At 69.4% G+C, this 26325-nt stretch carries 25 protein-coding genes; 15 read left to right on the forward strand and 10 right to left on the reverse strand.

Annotated features, from left to right (window positions below; translation table 11 throughout):
• Positions 1-102: 102 nt before the first annotated feature.
• Positions 103-780 carry a response regulator transcription factor gene (locus ACFQU4_RS29460; protein ID WP_179754671.1) on the reverse strand — a complete coding sequence of 226 codons (678 nt, stop codon included), beginning with the start codon at positions 778-780 and terminating at the stop codon, positions 103-105.
• A gap of 21 nt (positions 781-801) precedes the next feature.
• Positions 802-2202 (reverse strand): sensor histidine kinase, encoded by a 1401-nt coding sequence (locus ACFQU4_RS29465; RefSeq protein ID WP_377499002.1) that lies wholly within the window; start codon positions 2200-2202, stop codon positions 802-804.
• A gap of 106 nt (positions 2203-2308) precedes the next feature.
• Between ACFQU4_RS29465 and phoU the strand changes: the two genes are divergently transcribed.
• The 3 genes from phoU (at position 2309) to ACFQU4_RS29480 (ending at position 6363) form a co-directional block, all read left to right on the forward strand.
• Positions 2309-2974, forward strand: coding sequence for a phosphate signaling complex protein PhoU (phoU, locus tag ACFQU4_RS29470; protein ID WP_377499004.1), 666 nt, complete (start codon positions 2309-2311; stop codon positions 2972-2974).
• Positions 2975-3340: 366 nt separating this feature from the next.
• Complete coding sequence (locus ACFQU4_RS29475) at positions 3341-4915, forward strand: choice-of-anchor G family protein (protein ID WP_377499006.1); 1575 nt, start codon at positions 3341-3343, stop codon at positions 4913-4915.
• A 113-nt stretch (positions 4916-5028) separates the two neighbouring features.
• Positions 5029-6363: a hypothetical protein gene (locus ACFQU4_RS29480; protein WP_377499009.1), complete on the forward strand. Its 1335-nt coding sequence runs from the start codon at positions 5029-5031 to the stop codon at positions 6361-6363.
• 15 nt (positions 6364-6378) lie between these two features.
• On the opposite strand, the gene ACFQU4_RS29485 is transcribed toward ACFQU4_RS29480, so the two are convergent.
• Positions 6379-7146, reverse strand: a complete 768-nt coding sequence (locus ACFQU4_RS29485) for an IclR family transcriptional regulator (RefSeq protein ID WP_377499011.1) — start codon at positions 7144-7146, stop codon at positions 6379-6381.
• Positions 7147-7317: 171 nt separating this feature from the next.
• Between ACFQU4_RS29485 and ACFQU4_RS29490 the strand changes: the two genes are divergently transcribed.
• Genes ACFQU4_RS29490 through ACFQU4_RS29525 form a run of 8 tightly spaced genes read left to right on the forward strand, consistent with a single transcriptional unit; the run spans position 7318 to position 16271 of the window.
• Positions 7318-8310, forward strand: a complete 993-nt coding sequence (locus ACFQU4_RS29490; protein WP_377499013.1) for an ABC transporter permease — start codon at positions 7318-7320, stop codon at positions 8308-8310.
• A complete protein-coding gene (locus tag ACFQU4_RS29495) occupies positions 8303-9424 on the forward strand; it encodes an ABC transporter permease (RefSeq protein ID WP_377499015.1) in 1122 nt (373 codons plus the stop codon). The genes ACFQU4_RS29490 and ACFQU4_RS29495 overlap by 8 nt, the downstream gene beginning before the upstream one ends.
• Positions 9425-9429: 5 nt before the next feature.
• Positions 9430-10518: an ABC transporter ATP-binding protein gene (locus ACFQU4_RS29500; protein WP_377499017.1), complete on the forward strand. Its 1089-nt coding sequence runs from the start codon at positions 9430-9432 to the stop codon at positions 10516-10518.
• A complete protein-coding gene (locus ACFQU4_RS29505) occupies positions 10515-11621 on the forward strand; it encodes an ABC transporter ATP-binding protein (protein ID WP_377499019.1) in 1107 nt (368 codons plus the stop codon). Before ACFQU4_RS29500 ends, ACFQU4_RS29505 begins: the two co-directional genes overlap by 4 nt.
• Positions 11618-13573: an ABC transporter substrate-binding protein gene (locus ACFQU4_RS29510; protein WP_377499021.1), complete on the forward strand. Its 1956-nt coding sequence runs from the start codon at positions 11618-11620 to the stop codon at positions 13571-13573. Before ACFQU4_RS29505 ends, ACFQU4_RS29510 begins: the two co-directional genes overlap by 4 nt.
• An 18-nt stretch (positions 13574-13591) precedes the next feature.
• Positions 13592-14680 carry an enolase C-terminal domain-like protein gene (locus tag ACFQU4_RS29515; protein ID WP_377499023.1) on the forward strand — a complete coding sequence of 363 codons (1089 nt, stop codon included), beginning with the start codon at positions 13592-13594 and terminating at the stop codon, positions 14678-14680.
• A gap of 8 nt (positions 14681-14688) precedes the next feature.
• The gene (gene kduI / locus ACFQU4_RS29520) at positions 14689-15507 is read left to right on the forward strand and encodes a 5-dehydro-4-deoxy-D-glucuronate isomerase (RefSeq protein ID WP_377499027.1); all 819 of its coding nucleotides are present in this window, start codon (positions 14689-14691) and stop codon (positions 15505-15507) included.
• The gene (locus tag ACFQU4_RS29525) at positions 15504-16271 is read left to right on the forward strand and encodes an SDR family oxidoreductase (RefSeq protein ID WP_377499029.1); all 768 of its coding nucleotides are present in this window, start codon (positions 15504-15506) and stop codon (positions 16269-16271) included. The genes kduI and ACFQU4_RS29525 overlap by 4 nt, the downstream gene beginning before the upstream one ends.
• Here the strand turns inward: ACFQU4_RS29525 and ACFQU4_RS29530 are convergent, their stop codons facing one another.
• Together ACFQU4_RS29530 and ACFQU4_RS29535 are read right to left on the reverse strand one after the other, a co-directional pair.
• Positions 16272-18176 carry a glycoside hydrolase family 76 protein gene (locus tag ACFQU4_RS29530; RefSeq protein WP_377499031.1) on the reverse strand — a complete coding sequence of 635 codons (1905 nt, stop codon included), beginning with the start codon at positions 18174-18176 and terminating at the stop codon, positions 16272-16274.
• Positions 18177-18258: 82 nt separating this feature from the next.
• Positions 18259-19011 (reverse strand): phosphoglyceromutase, encoded by a 753-nt coding sequence (locus tag ACFQU4_RS29535; protein WP_377499033.1) that lies wholly within the window; start codon positions 19009-19011, stop codon positions 18259-18261.
• A 76-nt stretch (positions 19012-19087) separates the two neighbouring features.
• Here ACFQU4_RS29535 and ACFQU4_RS29540 point away from each other — a divergent pair, with 76 nt between their 5' ends.
• Both ACFQU4_RS29540 and ACFQU4_RS29545 read left to right on the forward strand, forming a co-directional pair.
• Positions 19088-19831 (forward strand): SDR family NAD(P)-dependent oxidoreductase, encoded by a 744-nt coding sequence (locus ACFQU4_RS29540; RefSeq protein WP_377499035.1) that lies wholly within the window; start codon positions 19088-19090, stop codon positions 19829-19831.
• 17 nt (positions 19832-19848) lie between these two features.
• Positions 19849-20331 (forward strand): PPOX class F420-dependent oxidoreductase, encoded by a 483-nt coding sequence (locus ACFQU4_RS29545; protein WP_377499037.1) that lies wholly within the window; start codon positions 19849-19851, stop codon positions 20329-20331.
• Here the strand turns inward: ACFQU4_RS29545 and ACFQU4_RS29550 are convergent.
• Entirely contained in the window at positions 20328-20831 is a 504-nt protein-coding gene (locus ACFQU4_RS29550) for a YbjN domain-containing protein (protein WP_377499039.1), read from the reverse strand. The two genes, ACFQU4_RS29545 and ACFQU4_RS29550, sit on opposite strands and share 4 nt — an antisense overlap.
• Before the next feature lie 74 nt (positions 20832-20905).
• On the opposite strand from ACFQU4_RS29550, the gene ACFQU4_RS29555 reads away from it, so the two are divergent.
• Positions 20906-21709, forward strand: a complete 804-nt coding sequence (locus ACFQU4_RS29555; protein ID WP_377499041.1) for an NAD(P)H-binding protein — start codon at positions 20906-20908, stop codon at positions 21707-21709.
• Between the two features lie 100 nt (positions 21710-21809).
• Here the strand turns inward: ACFQU4_RS29555 and ACFQU4_RS29560 are convergent, their stop codons facing one another.
• The 3 genes from ACFQU4_RS29560 to ACFQU4_RS29570 all read right to left on the reverse strand — a co-directional run bounded on the left by ACFQU4_RS29560 (position 21810) and on the right by ACFQU4_RS29570 (position 24223).
• On the reverse strand, positions 21810-23150 hold the full coding sequence (locus ACFQU4_RS29560) for a serine hydrolase domain-containing protein (RefSeq protein WP_377499043.1): 1341 nt from the start codon (positions 23148-23150) through the stop codon (positions 21810-21812).
• 33 nt (positions 23151-23183) lie between these two features.
• Complete coding sequence (locus ACFQU4_RS29565; protein ID WP_377499045.1) at positions 23184-23789, reverse strand: AAA family ATPase; 606 nt, start codon at positions 23787-23789, stop codon at positions 23184-23186.
• A 65-nt stretch (positions 23790-23854) separates the two neighbouring features.
• Positions 23855-24223: a winged helix-turn-helix transcriptional regulator gene (locus ACFQU4_RS29570; RefSeq protein ID WP_377499047.1), complete on the reverse strand. Its 369-nt coding sequence runs from the start codon at positions 24221-24223 to the stop codon at positions 23855-23857.
• A gap of 97 nt (positions 24224-24320) precedes the next feature.
• Between ACFQU4_RS29570 and ACFQU4_RS29575 the strand changes: the two genes are divergently transcribed.
• Positions 24321-25193, forward strand: a complete 873-nt coding sequence (locus ACFQU4_RS29575) for an NAD(P)-dependent oxidoreductase (RefSeq protein ID WP_377499049.1) — start codon at positions 24321-24323, stop codon at positions 25191-25193.
• Here ACFQU4_RS29575 and ACFQU4_RS29580 read toward each other — a convergent pair whose 3' ends face one another.
• On the reverse strand, positions 25194-26318 hold the full coding sequence (locus ACFQU4_RS29580; RefSeq protein ID WP_377499051.1) for a GTPase family protein: 1125 nt from the start codon (positions 26316-26318) through the stop codon (positions 25194-25196).
• Positions 26319-26325 lie beyond the last annotated feature (7 nt).

Here is a 26325-nt window from a genome sequence, read left to right on the forward strand (position 1 = left end):
GGGTCACCGATCGTTCGTGATCACGATCATCGTCCGAGTGTCGCAGACCGGGCCCTTCGACTGGCTCAGGGCACGACGGAAGATGGCTCAGGGCACGGAAGGTCAGCCCTCGAACTTGTAGCCGAGGCCCCGTACCGTGATCAAGTACTTCGGATTCGCCGGATCGGATTCGATCTTGGTCCGGAGCCGCTTCACGTGGACGTCCAGCGTCTTGGTGTCACCCACGTAGTCGGCGCCCCAGATCCGGTCGATCAGCTGGCCCCGGGTCATCACCCGGCCGGCGTTGCGGAGCAGCATCTCCAGCAGTTCGAACTCCTTCAGGGCGAGCTTGACGCGCTCCCCGTTGACCGACACCTCGTGCCGCTCGACGTCCATCCGGACGGCGCCGGCCTCGACGACGTCCGGCACCAGTTCGACGTCCTGGCCGCGGCGCAGCACGGCCCTGATCCGGGCCACCAGCTCCCGGTGGCTGAACGGCTTGGTGACGTAGTCATCGGCGCCCAGTTCGAGCCCGACCACCTTGTCCACTTCGGAATCCCGGGCGGTGACCATGATCACCGGCACCGGGCCTCGGGTCCGCAGTTGCCGGCACACCTCGGTGCCCGGCAACCCCGGCATCATCAAGTCCAACAACACGATGTCGGCGCCGACACGGTCGTACTCGGCGAGGCCTTCGGTCCCGTCGGCGGCCTCGACCACCTCGAAGCCCTCCCGGCGCAGCATGTACGCGAGCGTCTCGCGGTACGTCTGCTCGTCCTCGACCACCAATACGCGGGTCATCGTCGTTCAGTCTCCTGCTGCTCAGGCCGGGCCTTGGCGTGGAGCGCCCGGTCGGATGATGGGTGACGACTCCGCCGCCACCGGTGGGCGGTCGGTCGGAGCCGAGGTGGACGCCGACGATCCCGACTTACGATCGGGAAGCATCGCCGGATCCCGGGTTGCCGGGAGATCCGGCAACCCTTGATCAACCGCAGTGCCCGGCTTCAGATGGGCCGGAATCTTGATGGTGAACGTCGAGCCCTGACCGACCTGGCTCCACACGCCGACGTCGCCGCGATGGCTGGCCGCGATGTGCTTGACGATCGCCAGGCCGAGGCCGGTGCCGCCGTCGGCCCGGCTGCGCGCGTAGTCGACCCGGTAGAACCGCTCGAAGATCCGCTCCAGGTCGTTCGGCGGGATGCCGATGCCGTTGTCGGAGACGGTGATCTCGATGTAGTCGTCGTCGGTGGCCGCCACCCGGTGCGCGGCGACGACGACCCGGGCGCCCGGATCGGAGTAGATCACCGCGTTCTCGACCAGGTTGCTGATCGCGACGCTGAGCTGCCGCGCGCTGCCGAGCACCCGGCAGTTCCGCTCGCCGGCGACGGTGAGCTCGACCTGGTGGTTCTCCGCGTCGACCCGGCACCGGTCGACCGAGTCGGCCAGCACCTCATCGACGTCGACCTCCTCGGGCTGCGACAGCGGATCGTCGGCCTGCAGCCGCGACAGGTCGATGATCTGAGCGGTCAGGTCGATCAGCCGGGCCGACTCGAGACTGAGCCGGCTGGCGAACCGGCGGACCGCCACCGGGTCGTCGGCACCGTCCTCGATCGCCTCGGCCAGCAGGGACACCGCGCCGATAGGGGTCTTCAGTTCGTGGCTGACATTCGCGACGAAGTCGCGCCGGGTCGCCTCGATCCGGCGCGAGGTGGTCTGGTCCTCGGCCAACACCAGGATCAGCTCCGCGTTCAGTGGGGCGACCCGCGCCGAGAGGTAGGTGGCCGCGCTCCCGCGGCCGCGCTCGATCTGCAGATCCGCGGCCGCCGGCTCGCCGGTCTGCCGCACCTCCCGGACCAGCCCGAGCAGTTCCTCGTTGACCACGCGGGAGCCGCGGACCAGGCCGAGGTTGTGGGCCGGAGTGCTCGCCCGCAGCACCTCGTCGTGCGGCCCGACCACGATCGCGGAGGAGCGCAGCACGGCCAGCACGGCGGAGACCCCGTCGGGCATCACCGGAGCGGTGTAGCGGAGTTCGGAGTCGTCGAAAGGCGTGCGCCGGGACCAGATCCAGACGGCGAAGCCGCCGATGATGATCCCGACGACGAGGGCGATGAACGTGGCGCCGATCGGGTTCACACAGCCGATACTAAAGGGAAAGCTCGCGGTCACCTCACCACTTGCCCAGCAGTCGGCGACCGGGCCGCCGAGCGTTCCAACGATGTTCACCCGGCGTTCACGAATGGCGTTTTCCGGCGCTTCAACGCGCTGTCATAGGGTTGGGCCGATGCGAGGCGGCCAGGTGGGCCGCCCGGCGAGACGAGGTGGATTCGGCATGCGCGACTCGTACCGGGAACAGCTGGAAGACATCCTGAACGACCTGGTGGAGATGTCCCAGCTCGTCGCCGAGGCGGTGCGGGCGGCGACGACGGCCCTGCTGGAGTCGGACATCCACCAGGCGGAGCAGGTGATCAGCCGCGACGACGATCTCGACGAGCGGCAGCACGACATCGAGAACCGGACCTTCTCGCTGCTGGCCCGGCAGGCCCCGGTCGCCGGCGAGCTCCGTACCCTCGTCGCGACCCTGCGGATGGTCAACGAGCTGGAGCGGATGGGCGACCTCGCGGTCCACGTCGCCAAGATCGCCCGGATGCGCTACCCGGACCCGGCGGTGCCGGACCGGCTGCGGCCGAACTTCGTCCGGATGGGCGACGTCGCCGAGAAGATGGTGATCAGCGCCGGCCACACGCTGAGCGACCGCAACCTCGAGCTCGCTCAGGAGTTGCGCGACCGGGACGAGGAGATGGACGACCTGCGGAAGTCGCAGTTCCGGGTGCTGCTCAGCGACGACTGGGAGTACGGCGTCGAGGCGGCGGTCGACGTGGCCCTGCTCGGCCGCTACTACGAGCGGATCGCGGACCACGCATCGTCGATGGCACGACGGATCATCTACATCGTCACCGGCAGTTATCCGGACGACGACAACCAGGTTGTGTCCTAAACCGTGTCCGTTTTGGACATTGCGTCTCAGTGACCCCCTTTCAAGTGGAACGACACCAATCGTTCTGCTAGGGATCCGGTAATTCGGCGACGCCCTCTTTCCTCGGGTGTCCTACCATCCGTTCGGGCGTCCACCGACGCCCTGATTTCCTTGTACGCAAGGCACTCCAGCCGATTCGCCGATCCCGCGGGGTAACCCCGGACCGGGCTTCAACGAGGCACCCTCCAGACGAGTTCCCGACCGGGCCGAATACGAATGGTGACAACCGATCTCGATGTCGCTATGTTCATCCGCAGGGAGAAACTCGGGGGCTCGGGGAATTGCGGGGGTCGGGGAACGCATACGACCATCTCGGATCCATAAGGAGTGAGTTTCTTGAAGTCGTCTTGGAGGCCGTGGGGCAGGCCACTTGCCATTGCCTCGGCTACGGCCCTCTTGATCGGCACCGTTGGGCTCTCCCCCTCGGCGGCTGTCGCGAACTACCCAGACGAGGCCTCGGAGGCGTCCGCGAGCGTGCTCGCGTCGACGCTCATGAAGGACAAGCTCCTCGGTGCCGCGTCGACCACTGCCGGGCTGAAGACCTCGCCCGGACCCAACAACGATGCGCTGAACGTCGATCTGGCCGGTGATCAGGTCGTCCAGCTGGGCGACGTGTCCATCCCGCTGAACGACCTGATCGACTTCGGTTCGATCGGCGCCCTGGGTAGCTCCAGCGAGGCCAGCTCGGCCACCGGCACCCGTTCGGTCAGCGGCCTGGTCGCCGAGGGCGGCTCGGTCACCCTGTCCGGTGACGACGCGTCCTTCGGTGCCGCGACGATCAACCTGCTGTCGCTGTCCGACGCGGCCGATGTCGAGGGCCTGACCGACCTGGCCATCGACCAGCTCGAGCTGAAGCTCGGTGCGTTCGGTTCCGAGGTCGTCGTCGAGGACGGGAAGATCCTCGATCCGGACGGTGTCGGTGGCCCGGGCCAGTACCGCGCCGCTCAGGCCGACCTGCTGGTCCGCTCGCCGCTGGTCAGCGATGCGGCGAACGGCATCTACGGCGCCGCCGGCACCGTGGACACCACCGTCGAGGACCTGATCAACGACAAGCTCGACGTCTCCGCACTGACCGGGCTGCTGTCGGCCGTTCCGGCCATCCCGGAGCCCAAGGTGACCGTGGACAGCAACATGCAGGACACGCTGTTCCAGCGGGTGCTGAACCAGCCGCTCACCTCGCACAGCAAGCTCGTCACGATCGACTTCTCCACCGGTGAGCTGCAGATCCACCTGGATCAGCTGGCCGGCAAGGGCGGGCTGAACGCGCAGGAGCCGAACGCCGAACTGATCTCGTCGGACATCTACCCGCTGATCGCGGAGAGCGTGCACGACATCATGCACGACGCGACGAACCTGATCGTCGGCGCGATCGAGGATTCGCTGGACTCGGTCACGATCACCCTGCAGTTCACCGACGACTACGGTCTGGTCGGCGGCAAGCTGGACGTGTCCTGGACCTTCAGCCTGGCCGACGTGGCCTCCGGCGAGGTCGGCGAGGTCGTCGACAACAGCTCCGGCCTGATCGGCGGCACCACGGGCAGCACCCTGACCACGACGATCAACACGCTGGGCAGCACGCTCGGCACGGTGGTCAGCCCGGTCTACGACCTGATCATCAGCGACGCCGGTGATCACATCTTCGAACTGGCGATCAACGACATCAAGTTCGGGTTCACCTCGACGATCGTCAACATGCTGTCGCCGCTGTTCGACGTGCTGAACGAGTTCGTCTCCCTGCAGGTCAACCACCAGGAGATCGGCACCTGCAAGAACAGCGCCGGCGAGGACGTGACGAACAGTCTCGACCTCTCCGCGCTGAGCCTCGGTCTGGCCCGCTCGGCCGACGGTGGCCGGGTGAACTTCGGCAACTCGTCGACCCGGTTCACCCCTGAGGGTTGTTGAGAACGGACGGGTAGCCGGGCCACACTGACCGGCCATCTGTGAAAGAAGGACCGTCGGCCCTCCGGGAATCTCCCGGAGGGCCGACGCTTTCGTACGAAGCGGGGACTTTGATCATGAAGTACGTGCAGGGCCGCGGCCGGATCCTGATCATCTCGGCGATGATCATCGGCCTGATCGTCGCCGGCGTGGTGATCGCGGTGACCCGGGCCGCCGGCGGTCCCGCGGACAAGCCGATCGCCACCACCCTGGACTGCGCCCAGAACCAGCCGATCGCCACCGCCCTGTCCAGCGGGTCCTCCTGGGCGATGTGCTGGCGGATCGATCCGTACTCCGGCCTGACGCTGGAGAACATCCACTTCACGCCGGTCGGCCGGGCGCCGATCATGGTCCTGGCCTCGCTCGCGATCGGTCAGCTCGAGGTGCCGTACGACACCGGCGAGCGGACCACCGAGGACATCACCGACCACGGCTTCGGCGGCCGGAACCTGCAGACCCTGTCCGGCACCGAGTGCGCCGGCGAGATCCTGACCACCCACGTGCCGAACTTCGGCGACGGCAAGGTCGGCGGCGGCGAGGACCGGGGCGTGCTGTGCCAGGCGGAGGTGGACACCGGCATCGCCTACCGCGCCCAGTCCGGCGGCAAGGTCGACGTCGCCCGCGGCACCGCGTTGAACCTGAGCACGATCTCCAAGGTCGGCTGGTACGAGTACGTCAACAGCTACCAGTTCGGCGCCGATGGCTCGATCCGGCCGGCCCTCGGCGCGACCGGCGACCTGTCCCCGGAGGACTACACCGACGATCCGTCGCAGGGTCGGCCGATCGGGCCGGGCGACAGCCACCATGCCGCCAGCCACTCGCACAACGCGGTCTGGCGGCTGCACTGGGCACTCGGCGGCCGCGGCGGCCAGCGGGCCGAGCAGTACGACGCCGACCTCACCGGTGATCAAGGACCGAAGTCGCCGGAGCTGACCGGCGAGCTGACCCCGATCACCGAGGAGACCACCCGCAAGATCGAGAACCGGCGCTGGTGGCGGATCGTCAACCCCGCCGTGCTGAACGAGGACCGGCACCCGATCTCGTACCAGATCGAGATCGGTGACACCGACTCCTACCGGTTCACCGACGAGGCTCGTGATCATGACGACGCACCGGAACCGGCCTACGACATCGCCTTCACCGAGTACGCCGCGTGCGAGCTCTTCGCGACCAAGAACCGGAGCTGCCCGGAGCGCAGCGTGATGGGCTACCTGCGTGATCAACAGGCCCTGGACGACGTCGTGTCCTGGGTCGCCGTTGGCTTCCACCACGTCGTCCGGGACGAAGATCAAAGCCCGATGGACCTGCACTGGCAGGGATTCACGCTGCTGCCGCGCGATCTGACCGCCCAGCGACCCGACCTGCCCGAGGGCCGGACCAAGATCAACGGTCGCCCGGACGAATCCCGCTGAGCCGGCGGAGTCCGGTCAGCGGATCCCGGCGGCGCGGAGGGTGCGGTCCAGCCGTCGGGCGTGATCGACGAGGGCGTCGGTCACCTGGGCCAGCTCGTCGGGCCGGTCGGCGACCTCGACCGGGAGGGTGCAGCTCATCGCGTCGGTGGCGGGGATCCGGTAGCTGACGACCGTGGCGACACAGGCCACGCCGAGCACCCCCTCCTCCCGCTCGAAGGCCCAGCCGCGGTGGCGGGCCAGCTCCAGTTCCTCGTGCAGGCGCCCGGCATCGGTCACCGTGTGCTCGGTCGCCGCCTCGAGCCGCTCCGGCAGCAGCGCGTCCACCTCGGCCGTGGTCAGCTCGGCGAGCAGCGCCTTGCCGAGGGCGGTCATGTGGGCCGGGCGCCGACGGCCCACCTGGTAGGCGCAGTAGACCCCGTCGTCGTAGTCGTGGGTGGCCAGGTAGAGCACCGCCGCACCGTCCCGGCGCGCGTAGTGGACCGAATGCTTGACGTCGCGGACGAGGGCGTCCAGGGCCTTGGCCACGTACGTCGTCGCGGGATCACGGTCCAGGTAGGCACTCCCGGAGGAGAGCGCGTACGGACCGATCCCGAACGCCGAGCCGGTCAGATCCGACTCGATCCAGCCCAGGTCGCGCAGCGTGCGGACCAGCGCGTACAGGCTCGAACGGGGATACCCGAGCCGGTCCTGCAGCTCCGGAAGGGTCAGCAACTCCGGCGATGCGGCCAGCACCTCGAGGACCCGGATGGCGCGTTCGGCCGACTTCACCGGGCGATAGTCCATCGATCCACCTTCCGTGACACCAGGCCTTGACAGCGGTCTGGACGGATCCTACATTCTAAGTCGCTGGCTGCAGTCTACATATGCAGACTCGATCCATGAATGTAGACGCATCCGTCAACGACGAAGGAGTACGCAGATGGCGGGGAGTCCTCGGCCCACCTCGGGCGCATCGTGATCGCCTATCTGCTCCGCCGGATCGGCTACATGGTGATCACGGTGCTGGCGATCTCGATCGCCTCGTTCGCGATCATCCAGCTGCCGCCGGGCGACTACCTGACCGCGCTGCAGGCACAGCTGGCCTCGCAGGGCGACTCGATCGGCGACGCGCAGCTGCTGGCGCTCGAGGAGCGCTACGGGCTGAACGACCCGATCTACCTGCAGTACCTGAAGTGGATCGGCGGGATCCTGCTGCACGGCGACTTCGGCCAGTCCTTCGAGTGGAACCGGCCGGTCGCCGACCTACTGGCCGACCGGCTGCCGCTGACCGTGGCCATCTCGGTCCTCACCCTGCTCTTCACCTGGGCGGTCGCCTTCCCGATCGGTGTCTACTCCGCGGTCCGGCCGCGCTCGATCGGCGACTACGCGTTCACGACCGTGGGGTTCCTCGGCCTCGCCATCCCGAACTTCCTGCTGGCGTTGATCTTGATGTTCGTCGCGTTCAAGGCGTTCGGGCAGGACCTCGGCGGGCTGTTCTCTCCCGAGTTCGCGGCCTCGGACTGGAACCTGGGCAAGCTGTTGGACCTGTTCTCCCACCTGTGGGTGCCGGTCGTCGTGCTCGGCACCGCCGGCACCGCGGGCCTGATCCGGATCCTGCGCGCCAACCTGCTCGACGAGCTGCGCAAGCCCTACGTCGTGGCGGCCCGCGCCCGGGGCGCCCACGAGCGTCGGCTGGTGATCAAGTATCCGCTCCGGGTCGCGCTCAACCCGTTCATCTCCACCGTCGGCTGGGTGCTGCCGGCCCTGATCTCCGGCGAGGTGATCGTCGCCCAGGTGCTGTCGCTGCCGACCACCGGGCCGGTGATGCTGCAGGCGCTGCTCAGTCAGGACATGTACCTCGCCGGAAGCGTGCTGTTCATCGTCAGCGTGCTCACCGTGGTCGGCACCTTCCTGTCCGACCTGCTGCTGGCCTGGATCGATCCCCGAGTGAGGCATGGCCATGGCTGATCAACAACTGCTCGACGAGCGCGACGACGTCGTCGCCCTGGCCCCGCAGTGGAAGCTGGTCGTCTGGAGCTTCCGGCGGCACCGGATGGCCGTCGCCGGCCTGGTGATCACGGTGATCATCTACCTGGTCGCACTGTTCGCCGGCTTCCTGGCGCCGTACTCCAGCGGCCATCTCGACCCGGAGTACACCTACGCCCCGCCGCAGCAGCTGCACCTGGTCGACCGGTCCGGCGGCAGCACCGAGTTCGGCCTGTACGTGAACGGGCTGACCAGCGTGCAGGACCGGGAGACGCTGAAGCTGACCTATACCGTCGATCCCGGCCAGAAGATCCCGGTCGGGTTCCTGGTCAAGGGCGAGGAGTACCGGCTGTTCGGGTTCCTGCCGGCCGACGTCCATCTGATCGGACCGGTGACGCCCGGGCAGCCGATGTTCCTGCTCGGCGCGGACCGGACCGGTCACGACCTGCTGTCGAGAATGATCTTGGGCACCCAGATCTCGATGTCGATCGGGCTCCTCGGCGTCGCCATCGCGTTCTTGATCGGCGTCACGCTCGGCGGTGTCTCCGGCTACGTCGGCGGCCGTACCGACACGATCATCCAGCGGATCGTCGAGTTCTTCATGTCCTTCCCGACGCTGCCGCTGTGGCTCGGGCTGGCGGCGGCGCTGCCGGCGGACTGGGGACCGCTGACCCGCTACTTCGCGATCACGATCATCCTGTCCATGATCGCCTGGACCGACCTGGCGCGGGTCGTCCGCGGGCGCTTCCTGTCGTTGCGGGAGGAGCAGTTCGTCGAGGCCGCGACGCTGGACGGCTCCCGGCGGGCCCGGACGATCTTCCGGCACATGCTGCCGTCGTTCAGCAGCCATCTGATCGCCTCGCTGACCCTGTCCATCCCGGGAATGATCTTGGCCGAGACGGCGCTCAGCTTCCTCGGCCTCGGCCTGCAGGCGCCGGTCGTGTCCTGGGGTGTGCTGCTGCAGGAGGCGCAGAACATCCGCACGCTGGCCGACGCGCCCTGGCTGTTGCTGCCCGGGGTCGCCGTCGTGGTGGCCGTGCTCTCCCTCAACTTCCTCGGCGACGGGCTCCGCGACGCCGCCGACCCCTACCAGTGATCGGGATGGCCATGAACCAGGACCCGCTGCTCGAGGTCGTCGACCTCAGGACCCACTTCGTCAGCAGTGAAGGCACCGTCCCGGCCGTCGACGGGGTGAATCTGACGGTGGGCCGCAACCGTACGGTCTGCGTGGTCGGCGAGTCCGGCTGCGGGAAGTCTGTCACCGCGCGCTCGGTGCTCCGGCTGGTCGATCCGCCGGGCCGTCACGTCGGCGGGGAGATCCGCTGGGCCTCCCCGTCCGCGAAAAGCGGATCCGGGAACGGCGACCGGGTGATCGATCTGGCCGGGCTCGACCCGCGCGGCGAGGCGATGCGCAGGATCCGCGGCAACGAGATCGCCATGGTGTTCCAGGAGCCGATGGCCTCGCTGTCGCCGATGCACACGATCGGTGATCAGATCGTCGAGGCGATCCGGCTGCACCAGCCCGTGTCCAAGAAGGAAGCCCGCCAGCGCGGGATCGAGCAACTCCGCCGGGTCGGGATCCCCCGGCCGGAGGACCGGATGGACGCCTACTCGTTCCAGCTGTCCGGCGGCATGTGCCAGCGGGCCATGATCGCGATCGCGCTGGCCTGCCAGCCGGCGCTGCTGATCGCCGACGAACCGACCACCGCCCTGGACGTCACCACCCAGGCCCGGATCCTCGATCTGCTGCTCGAGCTCAAGGAGGATCTCGCGATGTCGATGCTCTTCATCACCCACGATCTCGGCGTCGTGGCCGAGGTGGCCGACGACGTCGCCGTGATGTATCTCGGCAAGGTGGTCGAGTTCGGCCCGGTCGACCAGATCTTCCACCAGCCTGCGCATCCGTACACCCGGGCGTTGCTGCGGTCCATCCCGACGTTCGGGCTGGACCGGGGGCATCGGCTCGAGGCCATCCCCGGCCTGGTGCCGCATCCCGGCCGGCGACCCCGAGGCTGTTCGTACCATCCGCGCTGCGATGTCGCGATCGCCGGGCTGTGCGAGCAGACCGCGCCGGTCACCACCCCGCTCGACGACCGAGCGACCGTCCAGTGCCACCTGTACGAGAACGACGGCGGCTCCACCGGCCGGAGGGCCACCGAGGCCGCGGGGCCGAAGGCGGCGGCCCGATGACCGGCCAGCCGCTGCTCACGATCAGCGACCTGTCGATGACCTTCCCGATCCGGCGCGGCATGCTCAAGCGGACCGTCGGCCACGTCCGCGCCGTCGACGGGGTCGACCTGGAGATCGCCGCCGGCCAGACGGTCGGTCTGGTCGGCGAGTCCGGGTGCGGCAAGACGACCCTCGGCCGCTGCATCGTCCGGAGCCACCGGCCGACGACCGGCCGGCTGCAGTACCGCGACGCCGGCGGCCGCACGATCGAGGTCGCGGACCTCACCGGCGACCCGCTGCGCGACTACCAGCGCGAGGTACGGCTGATCTTCCAGGACCCGTTCTCCTCGCTCAATCCGCGGATGACCCTGCGGGACCTGGTCGGCGAGCCGTTGCGGACCCACAAGATCGCCTCCGGGTCGGAGCTCGAGGACCGGGTCGCGGCGATGCTCCGCAAGGTGGGCCTGCGTCCCGACTACATGCGCCGCTACCCGCACGCGTTCTCCGGCGGCGAACGGCAGCGGGTGAACATCGCCCGGGCGCTGATCCTGGAGCCGCGTCTGGTGATCGCCGACGAGGCGGTCTCCGCGCTCGACGTCTCCGTCCGGGCACAGATCCTCAACCTGCTGCGCGATCTCCAGGAGGAGTTCGCGCTGACGTACCTGTTCATCTCGCACGACCTCTCGGTGGTGGAGTACCTGTGCGACACCACCGCCGTCATGTATCTCGGCAAGATCATCGAGCAGGGTCCGACCCGCGAGTTGTTCCGGTCGCCCCGGCATCCGTACACCGAGGCGCTGCTCGGCTCGGTGCCCCGGCCCGACCCGAGACTGCGCGGGCAGGGCCGCCGCCGGCATCTCGATGATGATCTTCCCGACCCGGGCAATCCGCCGGCCGGCTGCCGCTTCCACACCCGGTGCCCGCACAGCCAGACACCCTTGTGCACCAGCGAATCCCCGGCCCTCACCCCGCTCGCCGACGACCGCTCCGTCGCCTGCCACTTCGCTGATCAGCTCGAGCTGGCCGGCATCGGTCCCGTCACCGCGTCACCCACGCGATCGAGCATCGCGCAGCGCGCTCCCGTTCCGGATCACCACCCCGAAGAAGAGGTACCCGAGCCATGAATCAGATCAGCCCCCGTTCCGGATTCCCCCGGCGCCGCCTGCTCCAGGTCGGCGGTACGGCCGCGGCGCTCACCGCGCTGCCCGGCTGCAGCCTGCTGTCCACCGCGCCGACCTCGAACTCATCCTCCCGTGGCCCGGCCTCGGGCATCCAGGGCAAGGAGGCACCCGACCTCGCACAACAGGTCGAGGCGGGCAAGCTGCCGCCGCTGGCGGAACGGCTGCCGAAGGCGCCCGTGGTGATCACGCCGGTCGAGCAGATCGGCCGGTACGGCGGCAAGTGGCGGACCGCCCTGCTCGGCCCGGCCGACGCCGCCTGGCTTGATCAACTGTTCAGCGAGCCGATGGTCCGCTGGAACCCGAACATGAACGAACTGCTGCCGAATGTCGCCGAGTCCTTCGAGGCCGACGCCACCGGCGCCAAGTACACCTTCAAGCTGCGCGAGGGCATGCGCTGGTCGGACGGCGAGCCGTTCACGGCCGACGACGTGGTCTTCGCGCAGAACGATGTCTACAACAACGAGGAACTGTCGGTGGTCGGCGACACCGTGGTGACCGCGACCAAGGTGGACGAGCTGACCGTCACGCTCTCCCTGAGCCAGCCGGACTCGCTGTGGCTGGAGAGCGGGCTCGGTTCGGGGCTGGTCACCAAGCCCAAGCACTACCTGGAGCAGTTCCACAAGAAGTACAACTCCAAGATCAATGATCTTGTGAAGAAGGAGGGCGCCGCGGACTGGGTCGAGTTGTTCGGCCGCAAGGGCGGCGGCATCGAGGGCACCCCGTACAACGCGGTGTGGCAGAACCCGGAACTGCCCCGGCTGCACGCCTGGGGTCCCGCCACCGTGCTCGGCGAGGGCGGCAGCACCGCGTTCGTCCGCAATCCCTATTACTGGAAGACCGACACCGAGGGCAACCAGCTGCCCTACATCGACACGGTCGAGTTCTCGATCATCCAGGACGAGGAGGTGATGCTGCTCAAGGCGCAGAGCGGGCAGTTCGACATGCACTTCCGGCACTTCAACACGTCGCAGAACAAGCCGGTGCTGGCCGACGGCCGGGAGAAGGGCACGTACCGGTTCTTCGACACCAGCCCCGAGATCATGAACAACGCCTTGATCATCTTCAACCTCAGCCACAAGAACCCGGTCCGGCGGGAGATCTTCAACAACCTCGACTTCCGGATCGGGCTGTCGTACGCGCTGAACCGGGACGAGATCATCCAGGTCGCCCACCAGCGCCAGGGCGAGCCGTGGCAGGCCGCGCCTCGCCCGGAGTCTCCGTTCTACGACGAGGCCTTCGCCAAGCAGTACACCGAATTCGACCTGGCCAAGGCCAACGAGCATCTCGACAAGGCCGGCTACCGGAAGGACGGCCAGGGCCGGCGGATCGGGCCGGACGGCAAGCCGATCGCCTTCAACATGGCGTTCGCGGCCGGTTCGGTGGCCAAGCCCTCGGACACCCTGGAACTGGTCCGCAAGCACTGGCAGGAGGTCGGCATCGATGCCCGGCTGCAGCCTCAGGAACGATCACTGCTGGCGTCCCAGAACGAATCCAACGACAGCGACGTGTACGCCTGGGAGGGCGACGGCGGGCTCAACCCGACCCAGGTGCCGGACTGGTACTTCCCCGACCCGGCCTACCTGACCTTCGCCCGCGGCTGGTCGATCTGGTCCGAGGATCCGAAGGCCGAGGACGCGATGGAGCCGCCGAGCGAGATCAAGCGGCAGTTCGACCTGTACGACCAGGTGAAGGCCACCACCGACCGGGCCAAGCAGGTCGAGTTGACCAAGGAGATCCTCAAGATCGCCAAGGAGAACTTCTGGGTGATGGGCACCGTGCTGACCCCGGTCAGCTACGGCATCGCCAGCGAACGGTTCCGCAACGTGCCGGTGCCCGTCGACCCGGCTCAGCCCTTCTACCAGATCGATGTCTGCCAGTCCTACTTCAACAGCTGATCGACCAGAAAGGTGATCATGTCCCTCCTCGATCACACCGTCACCTCGGTGGAGACCTTCGAGATCACGACCAGATACCCACGGACGATCGGACGCAACGCCCGGTTGGGCAGTCACGGCGACGGCCCGACCAGCAACGCCGTGATCATCCGCACCGACACCGGCCGGGTCGGCTGGGGACTGGCCGGCGGCCGGGCAGCCGACCCCGCTACCGTCGTCGGCCGTCCGGTGGGCGAGCTGATCGACCCGGCGACCGGCGTCCCCGACGAGCACCGCTGGCTCGACTTCGCGCTGCACGATCTCGCCGGCGTCATCCTCGACCTGCCGGTGTACGAACTCCTCGGCGCGGCCGGGTCCCGCTCGGTGCCCTGCTACGACGGCGGCATCTACTTCGCCGATCTTGATCCGGACGACGCACCGCGCGGCATCGAAGCGGTACTGGCCGACTGCGCCGCCGACACCGGTCTCGGGTTCACCGACTTCAAGCTCAAGATCGGCCGCGGCAACCGCTGGCAGGACCGGGCGGCCGGTGATCGGCGCGACATCGAGGTGACCCGGGCGGTGCGGGAGGCGTACCCGAACGGCCGGATCCTGGTCGACGCGAACGACGGCTACGACCTGGACGGCTTCCTGACCTATCTGGACGCCGTCGCCGATTGCAACCTCTACTGGGTCGAGGAGCCGTTCCTGGACAACGCTGCCGACCTCGCGGCGCTCCGGGCCCACCTGGACCGGGTCAGCCCTGAGACCTTGATCGCCGACGGCGAGTCCAACCCCGAGGTCGACGACCTGCTCAAGATCGCGGCGGACGGCGGCCTGGACATCCTCCTGATGGATGTCGTCTCGTACGGCCTGACGCCCTGGCGCCGGCTGATGCCGGCGGTCGCGGCCACCGGCACACAGGCCTCCCCGCATGCCTGGGGCCTGCCACTGAAGTCGCTCTACGCGGCCCAGTTCGCCGCCGGGCTGGGCAACATCCCCATCGTGGAAGGGGTTCCGGGCCATACCGCGGACGTCGACACCAGCCCCTATTCGATCAAGGACGGCGTGATCACCGTGCCCGACCGGCCGGGATTCGGCCTCCCCGTACCGGACCGGACCAACTGAGGAGCAACGTGAAGAACCTCCCCGCCACCCATCCGCACGAGTTCCCCCGGCTGGACAGCACCGAGCTGCGGGCCCGCTTCCTCGTCGAGGGACTCTTCGACGGCGACCGGGTCAGCTGGGTCAACGCCCAGGACGACCGGCTGCTGCTCGGCGGCATCACGCTGTCCGGTCCGGCCCGGCCGGTCACGGCGCCGCCGCAGCTGGGCACCGGCGGCGCGCTCTGCGACCGTCGGGAACTCGCCGTCGTGCCGCTGACCGACCGGGTCACGGTGATCGCCGACGGGACGCCGTACGCCCTCGAGCCGCTGGACGTCCTGTACGTCGGGCTGGGCACCGCCGAGGTCAGCCTGGAGGGAATCGGCCGGGTCTACCTGGTGTCCGCGCCCGCCCACCGCGCCTACCCGACGACACCGGCCGGCCGGCAGCAGGCCCACGCCACCGAGCTCGGCGAGCCGGAGCACGCCAACCGGCGCACGATCCGGCGGCACATCCACACCGAGGGCGTGGCCTCGGCGAACCTGGTGCTCGGCGTGACCACCCTGCACCCGGGGAGCGTCTGGAACACCATGCCGCCGCACACCCACGGCCGGCGGACGGAGGTCTACCTGTACACCGGGCTGGGCGCCGATGATCATGTCGTGCATCTGGCCGGGCCGCCGGACAGCACCCGGCCGATCATCGTCGCGGATGATCAGGCGGTGATCAGTCCGGGCTGGTCGATCCACAGCGGGGCCGGGACGCGGGCGTACTCGTTCATCTGGGCGATGGCCGGCGAGAACCAGGACTACGCGGACATGGATCCGGTCGCGGTGGCCGACCTGCGATGACCGGCTTCCAGCTCGACCTCGGTGGCCGGCTGGCCCTCGTCACCGGCGCTAACCGTGGCCTGGGCCTGGCCATCGCCGAGGCCCTGGCCCGGGCCGGGGCCGACATCATCGCGGTCAGTTCGAGCATCGAGCCGGCCGGGACCGAGGTCGAGCGCCGGGTGGCGGCGTTCGGCCGGCACTGCGAGACCCGGCGGCTCGACCTGTCCGACGGCGATGCCGCGGAGGCGTTCGGCGCCGAGCTGGCCGAGCGCCACCCGCCGATCGACATCTTGATCAACAACGCCGGGACCATCCGGCGCGGCCCGGCCGCCGATCACTCCCGGGCGGACTGGGAGCACGTCCTGGCCACGGACCTCGGCAGCCAGTTCCTGCTCACCAGGCCGATCGGGCGGAGCCAGGTGGCGCGCGGCTACGGCAAGATCATCTTCACCGCGTCGGTGCTGAGCTTCCAGGGCGGGATCACGGTGCCCGGCTATGCCGCGGCGAAGCACGGGCTGGTCGGGCTCACCAAGGCGCTCGCCAACGAGTGGGCCGGATCCGGGGTGAACGTCAACGCGATCGCCCCGGGCTACATCGCCACCGACAACAACGTGGCCCTGCGCAACGACCCGGAACGGTCCCGGCAGATCCTCGACCGGATCCCGGCCGGCCGCTGGGGCACGGCCGAGGATGTCGCCGGAGCCGCCGTCTTCCTGGCCAGCGATGCCGCCCGGTACGTGCACGGCACCGTGCTGGCCGTCGACGGCGGCTGGCTCGCTCGTTGATCAGCTGAATTCGGCCGTCACGTGGTAGACCCGGCCGCCCCAACCGTCCTCGGGGAACGAGTCCCGGAACCGGAGGTAGACCGGCTGCGCCGCGTCGCCCTCGGCCAGGTAGGGCGTCAGGTCGATCTCCAGCGCCGCCTTGTTCGACCCGTCCCGGATCGGTTGATCTTCGCGCAGCACGGTGGTCCAGGTCTCGCCGTCGGAGCTGACCTCGACCAGGTACTGGTTCTCGATCGTCACCGTCGCCGTGGCGGCCGTGGTGCCGGCCGGGAACGGGAACCGGTAGACGAAGTAGCTGTTGCCGTCGGCGAACCGGCTCTGCGGTCCGTTGTTGCCCGAGCCGTCGGCGTCGAAGAGCCACGGCAGCTCCGCGGCCGTACCGGTGTCGAAGTCGATCTTGTTCGCGAGCTCGATCTCCGCCTGCCCGGTGAACTCCAGGCCCGGCGACGCCGAGGCTTTCGCGGTCACGGTGTACTTCCCGCTCGCGGTGTCGGCCGGGATCTTGACCGTCATCGGGATCGTGTGTTCGGCGGGCTTGGCGGCTCCGCCGGTGATCAACCGGAACGTGGCCCGCTCGGGTTCGACCGTCCAGCCCTCCGGCGCGTCCAGGATGATCTTGCCGTCGAGCGGGGTTCCGCGCCGGCCGGTCGCCGACAGGGCGAGTTCGAGGTGCACCTCGGTCGGCTCCCCGGCGGCGGGCAGGATCGCCGTCCGGGCCGGGCTCAGGGTCGCCGCCAGCGAACGCTCGGGGGCGCGCTTCGGCACGTCGGCGATCAGGGCACTTAGCGCACTGGCCTGGGTGCGCCAGTCGAAGGCGTTCGGATGATCATCGTTCGTACCGCCGGCCCAGCGGCAGCCGAGCCGGTTGGCCACGTCGCGATCATGGTCCCAGATGCTCGCCGCCTGAGTCCGGACCGCGTCCCGGTAGCGGTCCGCACCGGTGCTGTCGGCCAGGTCCATCAGGTAGCGCAGGAAGATGCCCTTGAACTGCTTGCCGTTGTCGTCGCAGGTGCGGTTCAGCGCGTCGCAGGCCTCGGTGAGCACGCCGTCCACCAGGAGCCCGCCGTCGGCCAGCGCGGCGTCGGCCAGTTCCCGGGCCTTGGCCAGCACGGCCTTGTCACCGTTCGCCCGCCACAGTTCGAGGCCGGCGCCGATCGCCAGGCCCTGGTTGTACGTGTGCACGGTCTGCCCGTTGTTCTGGCAGTCGTCGTTCAGCCCGTCGTTGACCAGGCCGTCGGAGTTGATCATGCCGCTGCCCAGATACCAGTCCCAGGCCTCCTCGGCGCGGTCCAGCCACGCGCTGTCACCGGGGATCCGGTTGTGCAGTTCGGCGGTGAGCCGGATCCACTGCCCGTTGGTCACCGCGTTCTTGTACGTCCGCTCCTCGTTCCACCAGATGCCGCCGCCGCAGCTGCTCGGGTCCCAGAAGTCGTTCATGAACTCGGCGATCGTGACCGCCATGTCCAGGTACTTCTGCTGGCCGGTCAGGTCGTAGGCCTGGATCCAGTTCAGCGCCCACCAGCCGGCGTCGTCGATGGCCCGGCTGGTGAAGTTGCCGTAGATCTCGTCGGTGGACAGCTCGCCGGCCGGGAACGGGCCCTTGTTCGTCTCGAACGTGTGGTCCAGCTGCTCCAGGTAGCGCCGGTCCCCCGTGCGCTGCATGTAGTCGCCGATGGTCTGCAGCGCGACCGCCGAGTTCCACCAGCTGGAGGGGAACCAGGCCTTCTTCTGGTCGTACGAGCTCATCAGCACGTCGGCCGCGACCCGGGCCCGCGCCAGGGCCGTCTCCGGCGGGACTCCGTCCCCGCCCGGCGGTTCCGCCCGGGCAGCACCGGGCGCGGTGAGCCCGGCGATCAGGACGACGGTGAAGAGGGTGGCACCCAGGCGACGGAGCAGGACCATCATTGTCCTTACTTAATCAAGCGGATGGATTTACACCATCCTGACCCACGGTCGCCCGGGTCGTCCACCCCTCGAGGTGAAATTCCTACTTCTTCTTGCCCTGGTTCTTGACGGCCTCGATCGCGGCCGCCGCCGCTTCCGGATCGAGGTAGCGACCGCCCGGGGTGACCGGCTTGAGGTCGTCGTCGAGCTCGTACATCAGCGGGATGCCGGTCGGGATGTTCAGGCCGACGATGTCGGCGTCGCTGACCCCGTCCAGGTGCTTGACCAGGGCGCGCAGCGAGTTGCCGTGGGCGGCGATCAGGGTCAGCTTGCCGGCCCGCAGATCGGGGACGATCTGGTCGTACCAGTACGGCAGCGCGCGGACCAGCACGTCCTTCAGGCACTCGGTGGCCGGCCGGGCATCGCTGGGCAGGCTGGCGTACTTGGCGTCGTTGAAGTTCGCGAACTCGTCGTCCTGCTGGATCGCGGGCGGCGGGGTGTCGTAGGAACGGCGCCAGATCATGAACTGCTCCTCGCCGAACTCGGCCAGGGTCGCCGCCTTGTCCTTGCCCTGCAGGGCTCCGTAGTGGCGCTCATTGAGCCGCCAGGACCGGCGGGTCTCGATCCACATCCGGTCGGCGACACCGAGCGCGATCTCGGCGGTACGGATCGCCCGGCGGAGCAGCGAGGTGTGCACCACGTCGGGCAGCAGGCCGGCCTCGACCAGGAGCTGGCCGCCACGCTCGGCCTCGGCGATTCCCTTGTCGTTCAGGCCGACGTCGACCCAGCCGGTGAACAGGTTCTTGGCGTTCCATTCACTCTCGCCGTGCCGCATCAGGATCAACGTAGACGTCATGGCGCTGAGCCTATCGAGCGTCCACGGTCCGGCCGTTGGCGGCGGTCACCGTACCTCCTTGACATACTCGGCGACCGTGACAGAGACACGTGGGGTGGCCGTCGTGACCGGGGCGAGCAGCGGGATCGGGGCGGCGACGGCACGCCGGCTCGCGGCCGACGGGTACCGGGTGGTCTGTGCGGCGCGACGGCTGGACCGGATCGAGGCGCTGGCGGATGAGCTGGGCGGGATCGCGGTGCGCTGCGACGTCACCGACCCCGCGCAGGTCGCCGAACTGGCCGAGCGGGCCGGCGGCGAGACCACGCTCTTGATCAACAACGCCGGCGGCGCGCTCGGCCTGGAGCCGGTCGCCGAGGCCGATCTCGACGCCTGGCAACGGATGTACGCCACCAACGTGCTCGGCGCCGCTGCCGTCACCAAGGCCCTGCTGCCGACCTTGATCGACAACGCCGGCCAGGTGATCTTCGTGACCTCGGTCGCCGCGGACGGCGGGTACGAGGGCGGCGCGGGCTACTGCGGCGCCAAGGCCGCCGAGCGTTCGCTGGTGCAGACGTTGCGGCTGGAGCTGTACGACCGGCCGGTCCGGATCGCCGAGGTGTCGCCCGGCATGGTGCACACCGACGAGTTCTCGCTGACCCGGTTCGGCGGTGATCAACAACGAGCCGACGCGGTCTACGCCGGTGTCCCGGACCCGCTGACCGCCGAGGACATCGCCGACTGCATCGGCTGGGTGGCGACCCGGCCGGCCCACGTCAACATCGACCGGATGACCGTACGGCCTCGGGCGCAGGCGGCCCAGCACAAGATCTTCCGGGCCTAGGGAGTAACGTCGCGAACATGGCCCGCAGCATCGCAACGTCTCGTACCGTCGAACGCGAAGAGCTTCTCGACTTCCTCCGGACCCGGCACTCGATGGTGCTGGCGACGACCCGCGCCGACGGCCGGCCGCAGTTGTCGCCGGTCAGCGGCGGCGTCGACGGGGAGGGCCGGATCGTGATCTCCACCTACCCGGGCCGGGCGAAGTCGATCAACGTCGCGCGCAACCCGCTGGTCTCGGTCGCCGTGTTCTCGGAGCACTTCAGCGATCCGTGGGTGCAGGTCGACGGCGACGCCGAGGTGCTGCACATGCCGGAGGCCCTGGACGGACTGGTCGACTACTTCCGCTGTATCTCCGGCGAGCATCCCGACTGGGACGAGTACCGGGAGGCGATGCGGCTGCAGGACAAGTCGCTGATCCGGATCACGCCGACCCGCTGGGGCCCGATCGCCCGCGGCGGCTTCCCGGCCGACGTCGCGGCCAAGCTCGACGCCCTGGACTAGGACTCGTCGCCCGGGTCGAGGTGGCGGAAGGCGGCCAGGTTGGCGGTCGACTCGCCGCGGGACCGGCGCCAGGCCCATTCCCGCCGGATGCTGTCGGCGAAGCCCAGCTCGAGAATGATGTTGAACATCGAGTCCGCCGTGTCGGCGACGATGCCGAGCACCCGGTCGATCTCCGCCGCCGTGACGGCCGCCAGCGGCAGGCCGCCGGTCAGGTGGATGTCGCCGTCGGAATCCACGCTGAACGCCACCGCCGAGAGCTTGAGGTTGCGTTCCAGCAGCCGGCGGTAGACCACTTCGTGATCTTGGTCGGGATTGCGGGCGACGAAGGCCCGGATCCCCACCTGGTAACGACCCACGGCCAGGGCACACTCGGTGCGGAGCTTGCGCGTCCCGGGCAGCGTGACGAGGAACAGTCCCGGCTCCGACTCCGACCAGTCCAGCCCCAGTTCGGCCAGCGCACTCCGGATCTCCGCCATCGCCGCCGTCCGTGGATCTGCCATGGCTGCATGGTACGCAGGCATTTCACCGTAGGGTGTACGATGATCGACCTTCCTCCCCAACCCGAAGGGATCCCATGTCGATCTTGGTCACCGGAGCGACCGGAAACGTCGGCCGTCTGGTCATCGACGAACTCATCGCCCGCGGCGCGCCGGCCGTCCGCGCCCTCACCGTCGACCCGGCCCGGGCCGACCTGCCCGACGGCGTCGAGGTCGCCATCGGCTCGATCCACAAGCCCGACACGGTGGTGCCCGCCCTGCAGGGCATCAGCACGCTCTACCTGGCCCCGCACCCGCCGACCGCGCAGGCGGTGGTCGACCGTGCCGTCGCCGCGGGCGTGCAGCGGATCGTGGACCTGACCGGCCCGGCCGGCTCCTGGTGGGACGAGATCGAGCCCGTCGTCGAGGCGTCCGGCCTCGGCTGGACCCACCTGAAGCCGGGCGAGTTCACCCACAACGCGCTGATGTGGGCCGAACAGATCAAGACCGCGCGGGAGGTCCGGGACGCCTACCCGAAGTCGGCCAACGCACTGATCGACCTGGCCGACATCGCCGCGGTCGCGGCCGTCACGCTGCTCGACGACGGCCATGCCGGCCGGGCCTATCCGCTGACCGGCCCGGAGACCCTGACCCGGGCCGAGAAGGTCGCGATCATGGGCCGGGTGGTGGGTGCGGAGGTGCCGTACCTGGAGATCGACCGGGAGGCCGCGATCGCCCTGTGGGAGCCCTCGATGGGCGAGTTCGCGCAGTGGTACGTCGACGGGGCGGGCCAGCTCGTCGAGCATCCGCAGCAGGTCGACCCGAGCCTGGCCGAACTGCTGGACCGGCCGGCGACCACGTTCGCCCAGTGGGCCGAGGCGAACGCCGATCAGTGGCGCTGACCCGACCACCCGCGCCCTGAGCCTGTCGAAGGGCCAAGCCTGATGGGCCCTTGCCCTTCGACAAGCTCAGGGAACGTTGCGGCTCAGGGAACGGAGCGGCTCAGGTCCAGGGGCCGGTGACACCGCCGGGCAGGTCCGCCGCCGGGTCGTAGGGCGTCCGGGTGAGCCGGAAGGAGGCCAGGTCCCAATGGCTCACCCGGCCGTCGACCCGGATCGCCTGCAGGGTCTCGCCGAGGTAGTACTCGTCCAGCCCGATCCAGACGTCCGGCCCGGCCGGGCGGAACCGCGACCCGCGGCCGTTCCCGTACGGGCTCAGCTCGAGCCAGCCGTCGGCCGCGGTCCGCAGCTCGAACGGTGCCGGCCCCCAGTACCAGGTGCCGGTCAGCTCGACCAGGTCCCGCTGACCGGGATCGGCGGTCCAGACCGGCGGGTCCTTCGGCGCATGTTCGGCAACCAGGTCGTACAGCTCGGGCACCAGCCGGCCGGACAGCCCGGCGGTGGTGTTGGCGAGCATGATCACGGCGTCGCCGTCCTCGTCGAACCGCAGGCTGGCCTGGAAGCCGGGCATCGAGCCGCCGTGCCCGTACCGGCGCCGGCCGTCGGTGTTGAAGACCTGCAGCCCGAGGCCGTACGCGCTCGTCCACGGCTGACCGGGCACGTCGATCATGGTGCGCGGCACCCGCATCGCCAGCCGGGCCTCGTCGGAGAGCACCGCCGGATTCCCGGCATGCAGGAAGCCCGCCCACCGGGCAAGATCATCGACGGTCGACCAGAGCTGCCCGGCCGGCGCCATCGCGTCGGCGTCGTGCTCCGGCTCGACCATGATCAACTCCGCGTGCGGGTGCACCGCGTAGCCGTCGGCGTGCGGCGGTTCCGGCCGCGCCGTGGTCCGCGTCATCCCCAGCGGAGCCAGGATCTCGTCGGTGAGCGCGTCAAGCCAGGGCCGGCCGCGGACCTCGCTGATCAACCGGCCCAGGACGCCGTACCCGACGTTGGAGTAGTGGAACACCCCGCGGGCCTCCGGCCGCAGCGCCAGCTGCGGTTCCAGCGCCGGCCAGTCGATCCCGGCCGACCGCTCCCACCAGGGCGCCCCGGTCTCGGCGCGGATGCCGGACCCCTGCGCCAGCAGGTCGATGATCAAGGTCCGGCCGATCGGCATGCCGGGCAGGTGCCGGTCCAGTTGATCATGGAGGTCGATCCTGCCCTCGTCGACCAACCGCAGCACGCCGACGGCGACGAAGGTCTTGGTGATCGAACCGATCCGGTACTGCCGGTCCACCCCGACGGCGCCGTTCCCGTGCCCGTCGGCCGATCCGACCGCGTCGGCCCAGGCCACCGTCCCGTCCCGCACCACGCCGGCCACCAGGGACGGCGCCCGGCTCCGGGACTGCTCGAGCCGCAGCGCCCGGCCCAGCCGCCGGCTCACCTCGCTGTCAAACATCCGCCCATCCTGCCGCACCCACCGGCTTGGCGGTCAGGCGGCGCGGGCGCCCGGTGCGTGCGGCACCCATTCCGCTCCGGCCAGCCGGCCGAGCAGCCCGACCGCCTCGTCGCGGGAGACCCGGTAGTGCTCCGGCCAGACGGTCAGCGCGTCCCGCCAATCCGCGGCCTGCGGATCGTCGGGCGACCCGTCCAGGTCGGCCCAGCGGCGCCAGTGCCCCTCGAAGCGATCTTGGTCGACAACCCGGCCGCGCTCGCGTTGCCCGGCCAGCGCCTGTTCCCGGTCCACCTCGATGAAGATCAACACCGGTCGCCAGCCGCGGGCCTGGGCGAGGCTGCCGATGAGCTTCAGCCGGGCCGGCCGGGTCGCCGGGTCGTGCACGATCAGGCCGTTCCGGCCGGCCGGGCCGCGGAGCAGCTCGGCGAGCGCGCGGGTCTGGTGCAGGGCGTGCACCATCGGCCGCAGGTACGGATACGGCACGCCGGGCGCGATCGCCGACAGCCGGCGGCGTTCGTCCTCGGAGTCCAGGGCGTCGACCCCGCGCAGGTGTGGCAGCACGCGGGCCATCGCCGTGCTCTTGCCGGCTCCCGGAACCCCGCCGACCATGATCAGCGGGGCTTGCTGCTGTCCCCTGTCCATCGTGACCTCCCTGTCGTTCCAGGGTATGCGCGCCGCGAAGTCGTACCGCCGCGCCGGAACCCGGCTCAACCGACCCGGTCCGGATGCGGCACCAATTCGGCACCAACCCGGGCGATCCGGCCCTGCCCCCAGGCACCGAGCGGAGCCAGCGCCTCGTTCAGCGAACGCCCCTGGTCGGTCAGCGAATACTCGACCCGCGGCGGCACCTCCCGGTACACCTCGCGATGCACCAGGCCGTCGGTCTCCATCTCCCGCAGGTGCTGGATCAGCATCTTCTCGCTGACCCCCGGCAGACCGCGCCGCAGCTCACCGAACCGGCGCACGCCGTGCGCCTCCAACTCCCACAGGATGAGGGACTTCCACTTGCCGGTGATCACGTCCATCGCGGCGTCGATCCCGCAGATGTACGGCCCTCGTCGTTCGTTGCGTGTCATCGAATCCTCCACCAGCGTTCAAGACTTACCCATAGGTGAGTATTGAACATAATAGTCGGTACTTGTCCAGACACCAGTGGCGCCGCAGCATGGCTGCATGACCAACGACCACACCGCGTACTCCCTCCTCGGCGCCGGCGAGATGGGTTCCGCCCTCGCCCGGGCCCTGCTCGCCGCCGGCCACTCGACCACCGTCTGGAACCGCACCGCCCACCGCGCCGAGGCCCTCCGTGCCGACGGCGCCCGGACCGCCGGCGACCCGGGCGAGGCGGTCTCGGCGAGCCCGGTCGTGATCGCCTGCCTGTACGACCACGCGTCGGTGCACCAGGTCCTCGATCCGATCGTGGACCGACTGCGCGGCCGTACGGTGATCAACGTCACCACGACCACGCCTGACGAGTCCCGCGAACTCGCCGCCTGGGCGGCTGAGCACGGGATCACGTACCTGGACGGCGGGATCATGGCGGTACCGGCGATGATCGGCGGCCCCGGCTCGTTGATCTTGTACAGCGGTTCCACCGAGGCCTTCGACCAGCAGGAGGCGGTGCTCTCGCTGTGGGGCCGCAGCCGTTACCTGGGCGCGGACGCCGGTCTGGCCCCGCTCTACGACCTGGCGATCCTGACCCCGATGTACACGGCGTTCGCCGGCTTCCTGCACGGCGCTGCCATGGTGGCCTCGGCAGGCGTCCCGGCCACCGAACTGGCCGAACTCGCCGGCCCGTTCCTGACCGCCGTCGTGGAGCCGTCGGTACGGCACTCGGCCGAGGTGGTGGACGGCGGCGACTTCGCCGTCCCGGGACAGCAGAGCCTCGACTTCTCCGACCTCTCCAAGTTCGTCGCCGCCAGCGAGTCGGCCGGCGTCGATCCGGTCCTGATCAACGGCGTGCAGTTGTTGATCAAGCGGCAGATCGACGCGGGCTTCGGTGATCACGGCTTTGCCAGGATCTTCGAGAGCCTGCGCCGGTCATGATCATTTCGAGCTGACCGGCAGCCGCTTCTTGAACTCCTCGGTGAACGCCTTGCGCAGCTCGGCCGAGTCGAGCATCTTGCCGGCGGTCTGCAGCTTGCCCTGGGCGACCCGCTGGCATACGCCGAGCCAGGCCTGCCCCATCGCGTACGTGAACGAGGACGCCACCGCGGCCCCGATGGCGCCGCCGGCGACCGTACCCGCACCGGGAATGAGCTTGAGCAGGCCGGTGAAGGCGGCCCGGCCACCCTGGGTGGCCGCGGTCGTCGAGGCGATCGCCATCAGCGCCGCCCGCTCGAACTTGATCTGGTAGAGCTGCGCAATCTTGGCCATCATGCCAAGCTGGATCGGCACCAGCAGGGTCGCATCGGCGAACGGGATCGGGGTCGCCGCCGCGGCCCCGGCACTGGTGGCCGCGACCGCTATCGCACGTTGCGCCTGCTGCGCCTTCCGAGCCTGATCAATGGTCTGCGCCGCGGTGAGGGCTCCTTCGACTCCTTCGGGCGCAACGCGAAAGGTGGCATCGAGGACTTCCTTCAGCCCGTGCGGCTGCTGTCCGGTGAAGTCGTCGTACCGGGCGTTGGTGAGGAACGGCCGGCCGCCGGCGATCGGCAGCCCCTTGGCCATGATCAACTCCGCCAGCTGGACGGCGTCGGGGTGGTAGCGGCCGTCCCGCATCGGCACCTGGGTCAGCACCAGCACGACCGGCAGCCCGAGCTCGTCGAGGCGGCGGATGAACTCGGCCTCGGTGTCCTCGAACCGGCGGTCCATGCCGCGCACGCAGTACCAGGCCACGTGCAGCTGCTCGCTCAGCGGCAGCCGGCGCATCTCCTTCATCACCTTGTCCAGGTCCGCGATGATCGCCTTGTCGTCGCGGCCGACCTCGAGGCCCTGGGTGTCGACGATGCCGAGGTGGCCCACCTTGTCCAGATAGAGGTGGCTGCCCCGGGTCACCGGCTCGCCGATCCCGGTCCGCGCCACCTCCTCGCCGAAGATCGCGTTGATCAAGGTCGACTTGCCCACTCCGGTCTTGCCGAAGATCGCCAGGTTGAACCGGCCGAGCGACGAGGACTGGCGGTCGAACTCCTGACGGAAGGTCTCCGTGAACCAGTCGGGTGGATCGATCATGGTCACC

Source organism: Microlunatus sp. GCM10028923 (assembly GCF_042666975.1).
GTDB lineage: Bacteria > Actinomycetota > Actinomycetes > Propionibacteriales > Propionibacteriaceae > Microlunatus.

What these genes read in the sequence shown, in the direction of transcription:
- ACFQU4_RS29460 (WP_179754671.1), bottom strand. Translation starts at nt 780, where the DNA reads ATGACCCGCGTATTGGTGGTCGAGGACGAGCAGACGTACCGCGAGACG.
- ACFQU4_RS29570 (WP_377499047.1), bottom strand. Translation starts at nt 24,223, where the DNA reads ATGACACGCAACGAACGACGAGGGCCGTACATCTGCGGGATCGACGCC.
- ACFQU4_RS29545 (WP_377499037.1), top strand. Translation starts at nt 19,849, where the DNA reads ATGGCCCGCAGCATCGCAACGTCTCGTACCGTCGAACGCGAAGAGCTT.
- ACFQU4_RS29505 (WP_377499019.1), top strand. Translation starts at nt 10,515, where the DNA reads ATGACCGGCCAGCCGCTGCTCACGATCAGCGACCTGTCGATGACCTTC.
- ACFQU4_RS29485 (WP_377499011.1), bottom strand. Translation starts at nt 7,146, where the DNA reads ATGGACTATCGCCCGGTGAAGTCGGCCGAACGCGCCATCCGGGTCCTC.
- ACFQU4_RS29535 (WP_377499033.1), bottom strand. Translation starts at nt 19,011, where the DNA reads ATGACGTCTACGTTGATCCTGATGCGGCACGGCGAGAGTGAATGGAAC.
- ACFQU4_RS29565 (WP_377499045.1), bottom strand. Translation starts at nt 23,789, where the DNA reads ATGGACAGGGGACAGCAGCAAGCCCCGCTGATCATGGTCGGCGGGGTT.
- ACFQU4_RS29550 (WP_377499039.1), bottom strand. Translation starts at nt 20,831, where the DNA reads ATGGCAGATCCACGGACGGCGGCGATGGCGGAGATCCGGAGTGCGCTG.
- ACFQU4_RS29515 (WP_377499023.1), top strand. Translation starts at nt 13,592, where the DNA reads ATGTCCCTCCTCGATCACACCGTCACCTCGGTGGAGACCTTCGAGATC.
- ACFQU4_RS29525 (WP_377499029.1), top strand. Translation starts at nt 15,504, where the DNA reads ATGACCGGCTTCCAGCTCGACCTCGGTGGCCGGCTGGCCCTCGTCACC.
- ACFQU4_RS29500 (WP_377499017.1), top strand. Translation starts at nt 9,430, where the DNA reads ATGGCCATGAACCAGGACCCGCTGCTCGAGGTCGTCGACCTCAGGACC.
- ACFQU4_RS29580 (WP_377499051.1), bottom strand. Translation starts at nt 26,318, where the DNA reads ATGATCGATCCACCCGACTGGTTCACGGAGACCTTCCGTCAGGAGTTC.
- ACFQU4_RS29575 (WP_377499049.1), top strand. Translation starts at nt 24,321, where the DNA reads ATGACCAACGACCACACCGCGTACTCCCTCCTCGGCGCCGGCGAGATG.
- ACFQU4_RS29560 (WP_377499043.1), bottom strand. Translation starts at nt 23,150, where the DNA reads ATGTTTGACAGCGAGGTGAGCCGGCGGCTGGGCCGGGCGCTGCGGCTC.
- ACFQU4_RS29480 (WP_377499009.1), top strand. Translation starts at nt 5,029, where the DNA reads ATGAAGTACGTGCAGGGCCGCGGCCGGATCCTGATCATCTCGGCGATG.
- ACFQU4_RS29530 (WP_377499031.1), bottom strand. Translation starts at nt 18,176, where the DNA reads ATGATGGTCCTGCTCCGTCGCCTGGGTGCCACCCTCTTCACCGTCGTC.
- ACFQU4_RS29555 (WP_377499041.1), top strand. Translation starts at nt 20,906, where the DNA reads ATGTCGATCTTGGTCACCGGAGCGACCGGAAACGTCGGCCGTCTGGTC.
- ACFQU4_RS29495 (WP_377499015.1), top strand. Translation starts at nt 8,303, where the DNA reads ATGGCTGATCAACAACTGCTCGACGAGCGCGACGACGTCGTCGCCCTG.
- ACFQU4_RS29510 (WP_377499021.1), top strand. Translation starts at nt 11,618, where the DNA reads ATGAATCAGATCAGCCCCCGTTCCGGATTCCCCCGGCGCCGCCTGCTC.
- phoU (WP_377499004.1), top strand. Translation starts at nt 2,309, where the DNA reads ATGCGCGACTCGTACCGGGAACAGCTGGAAGACATCCTGAACGACCTG.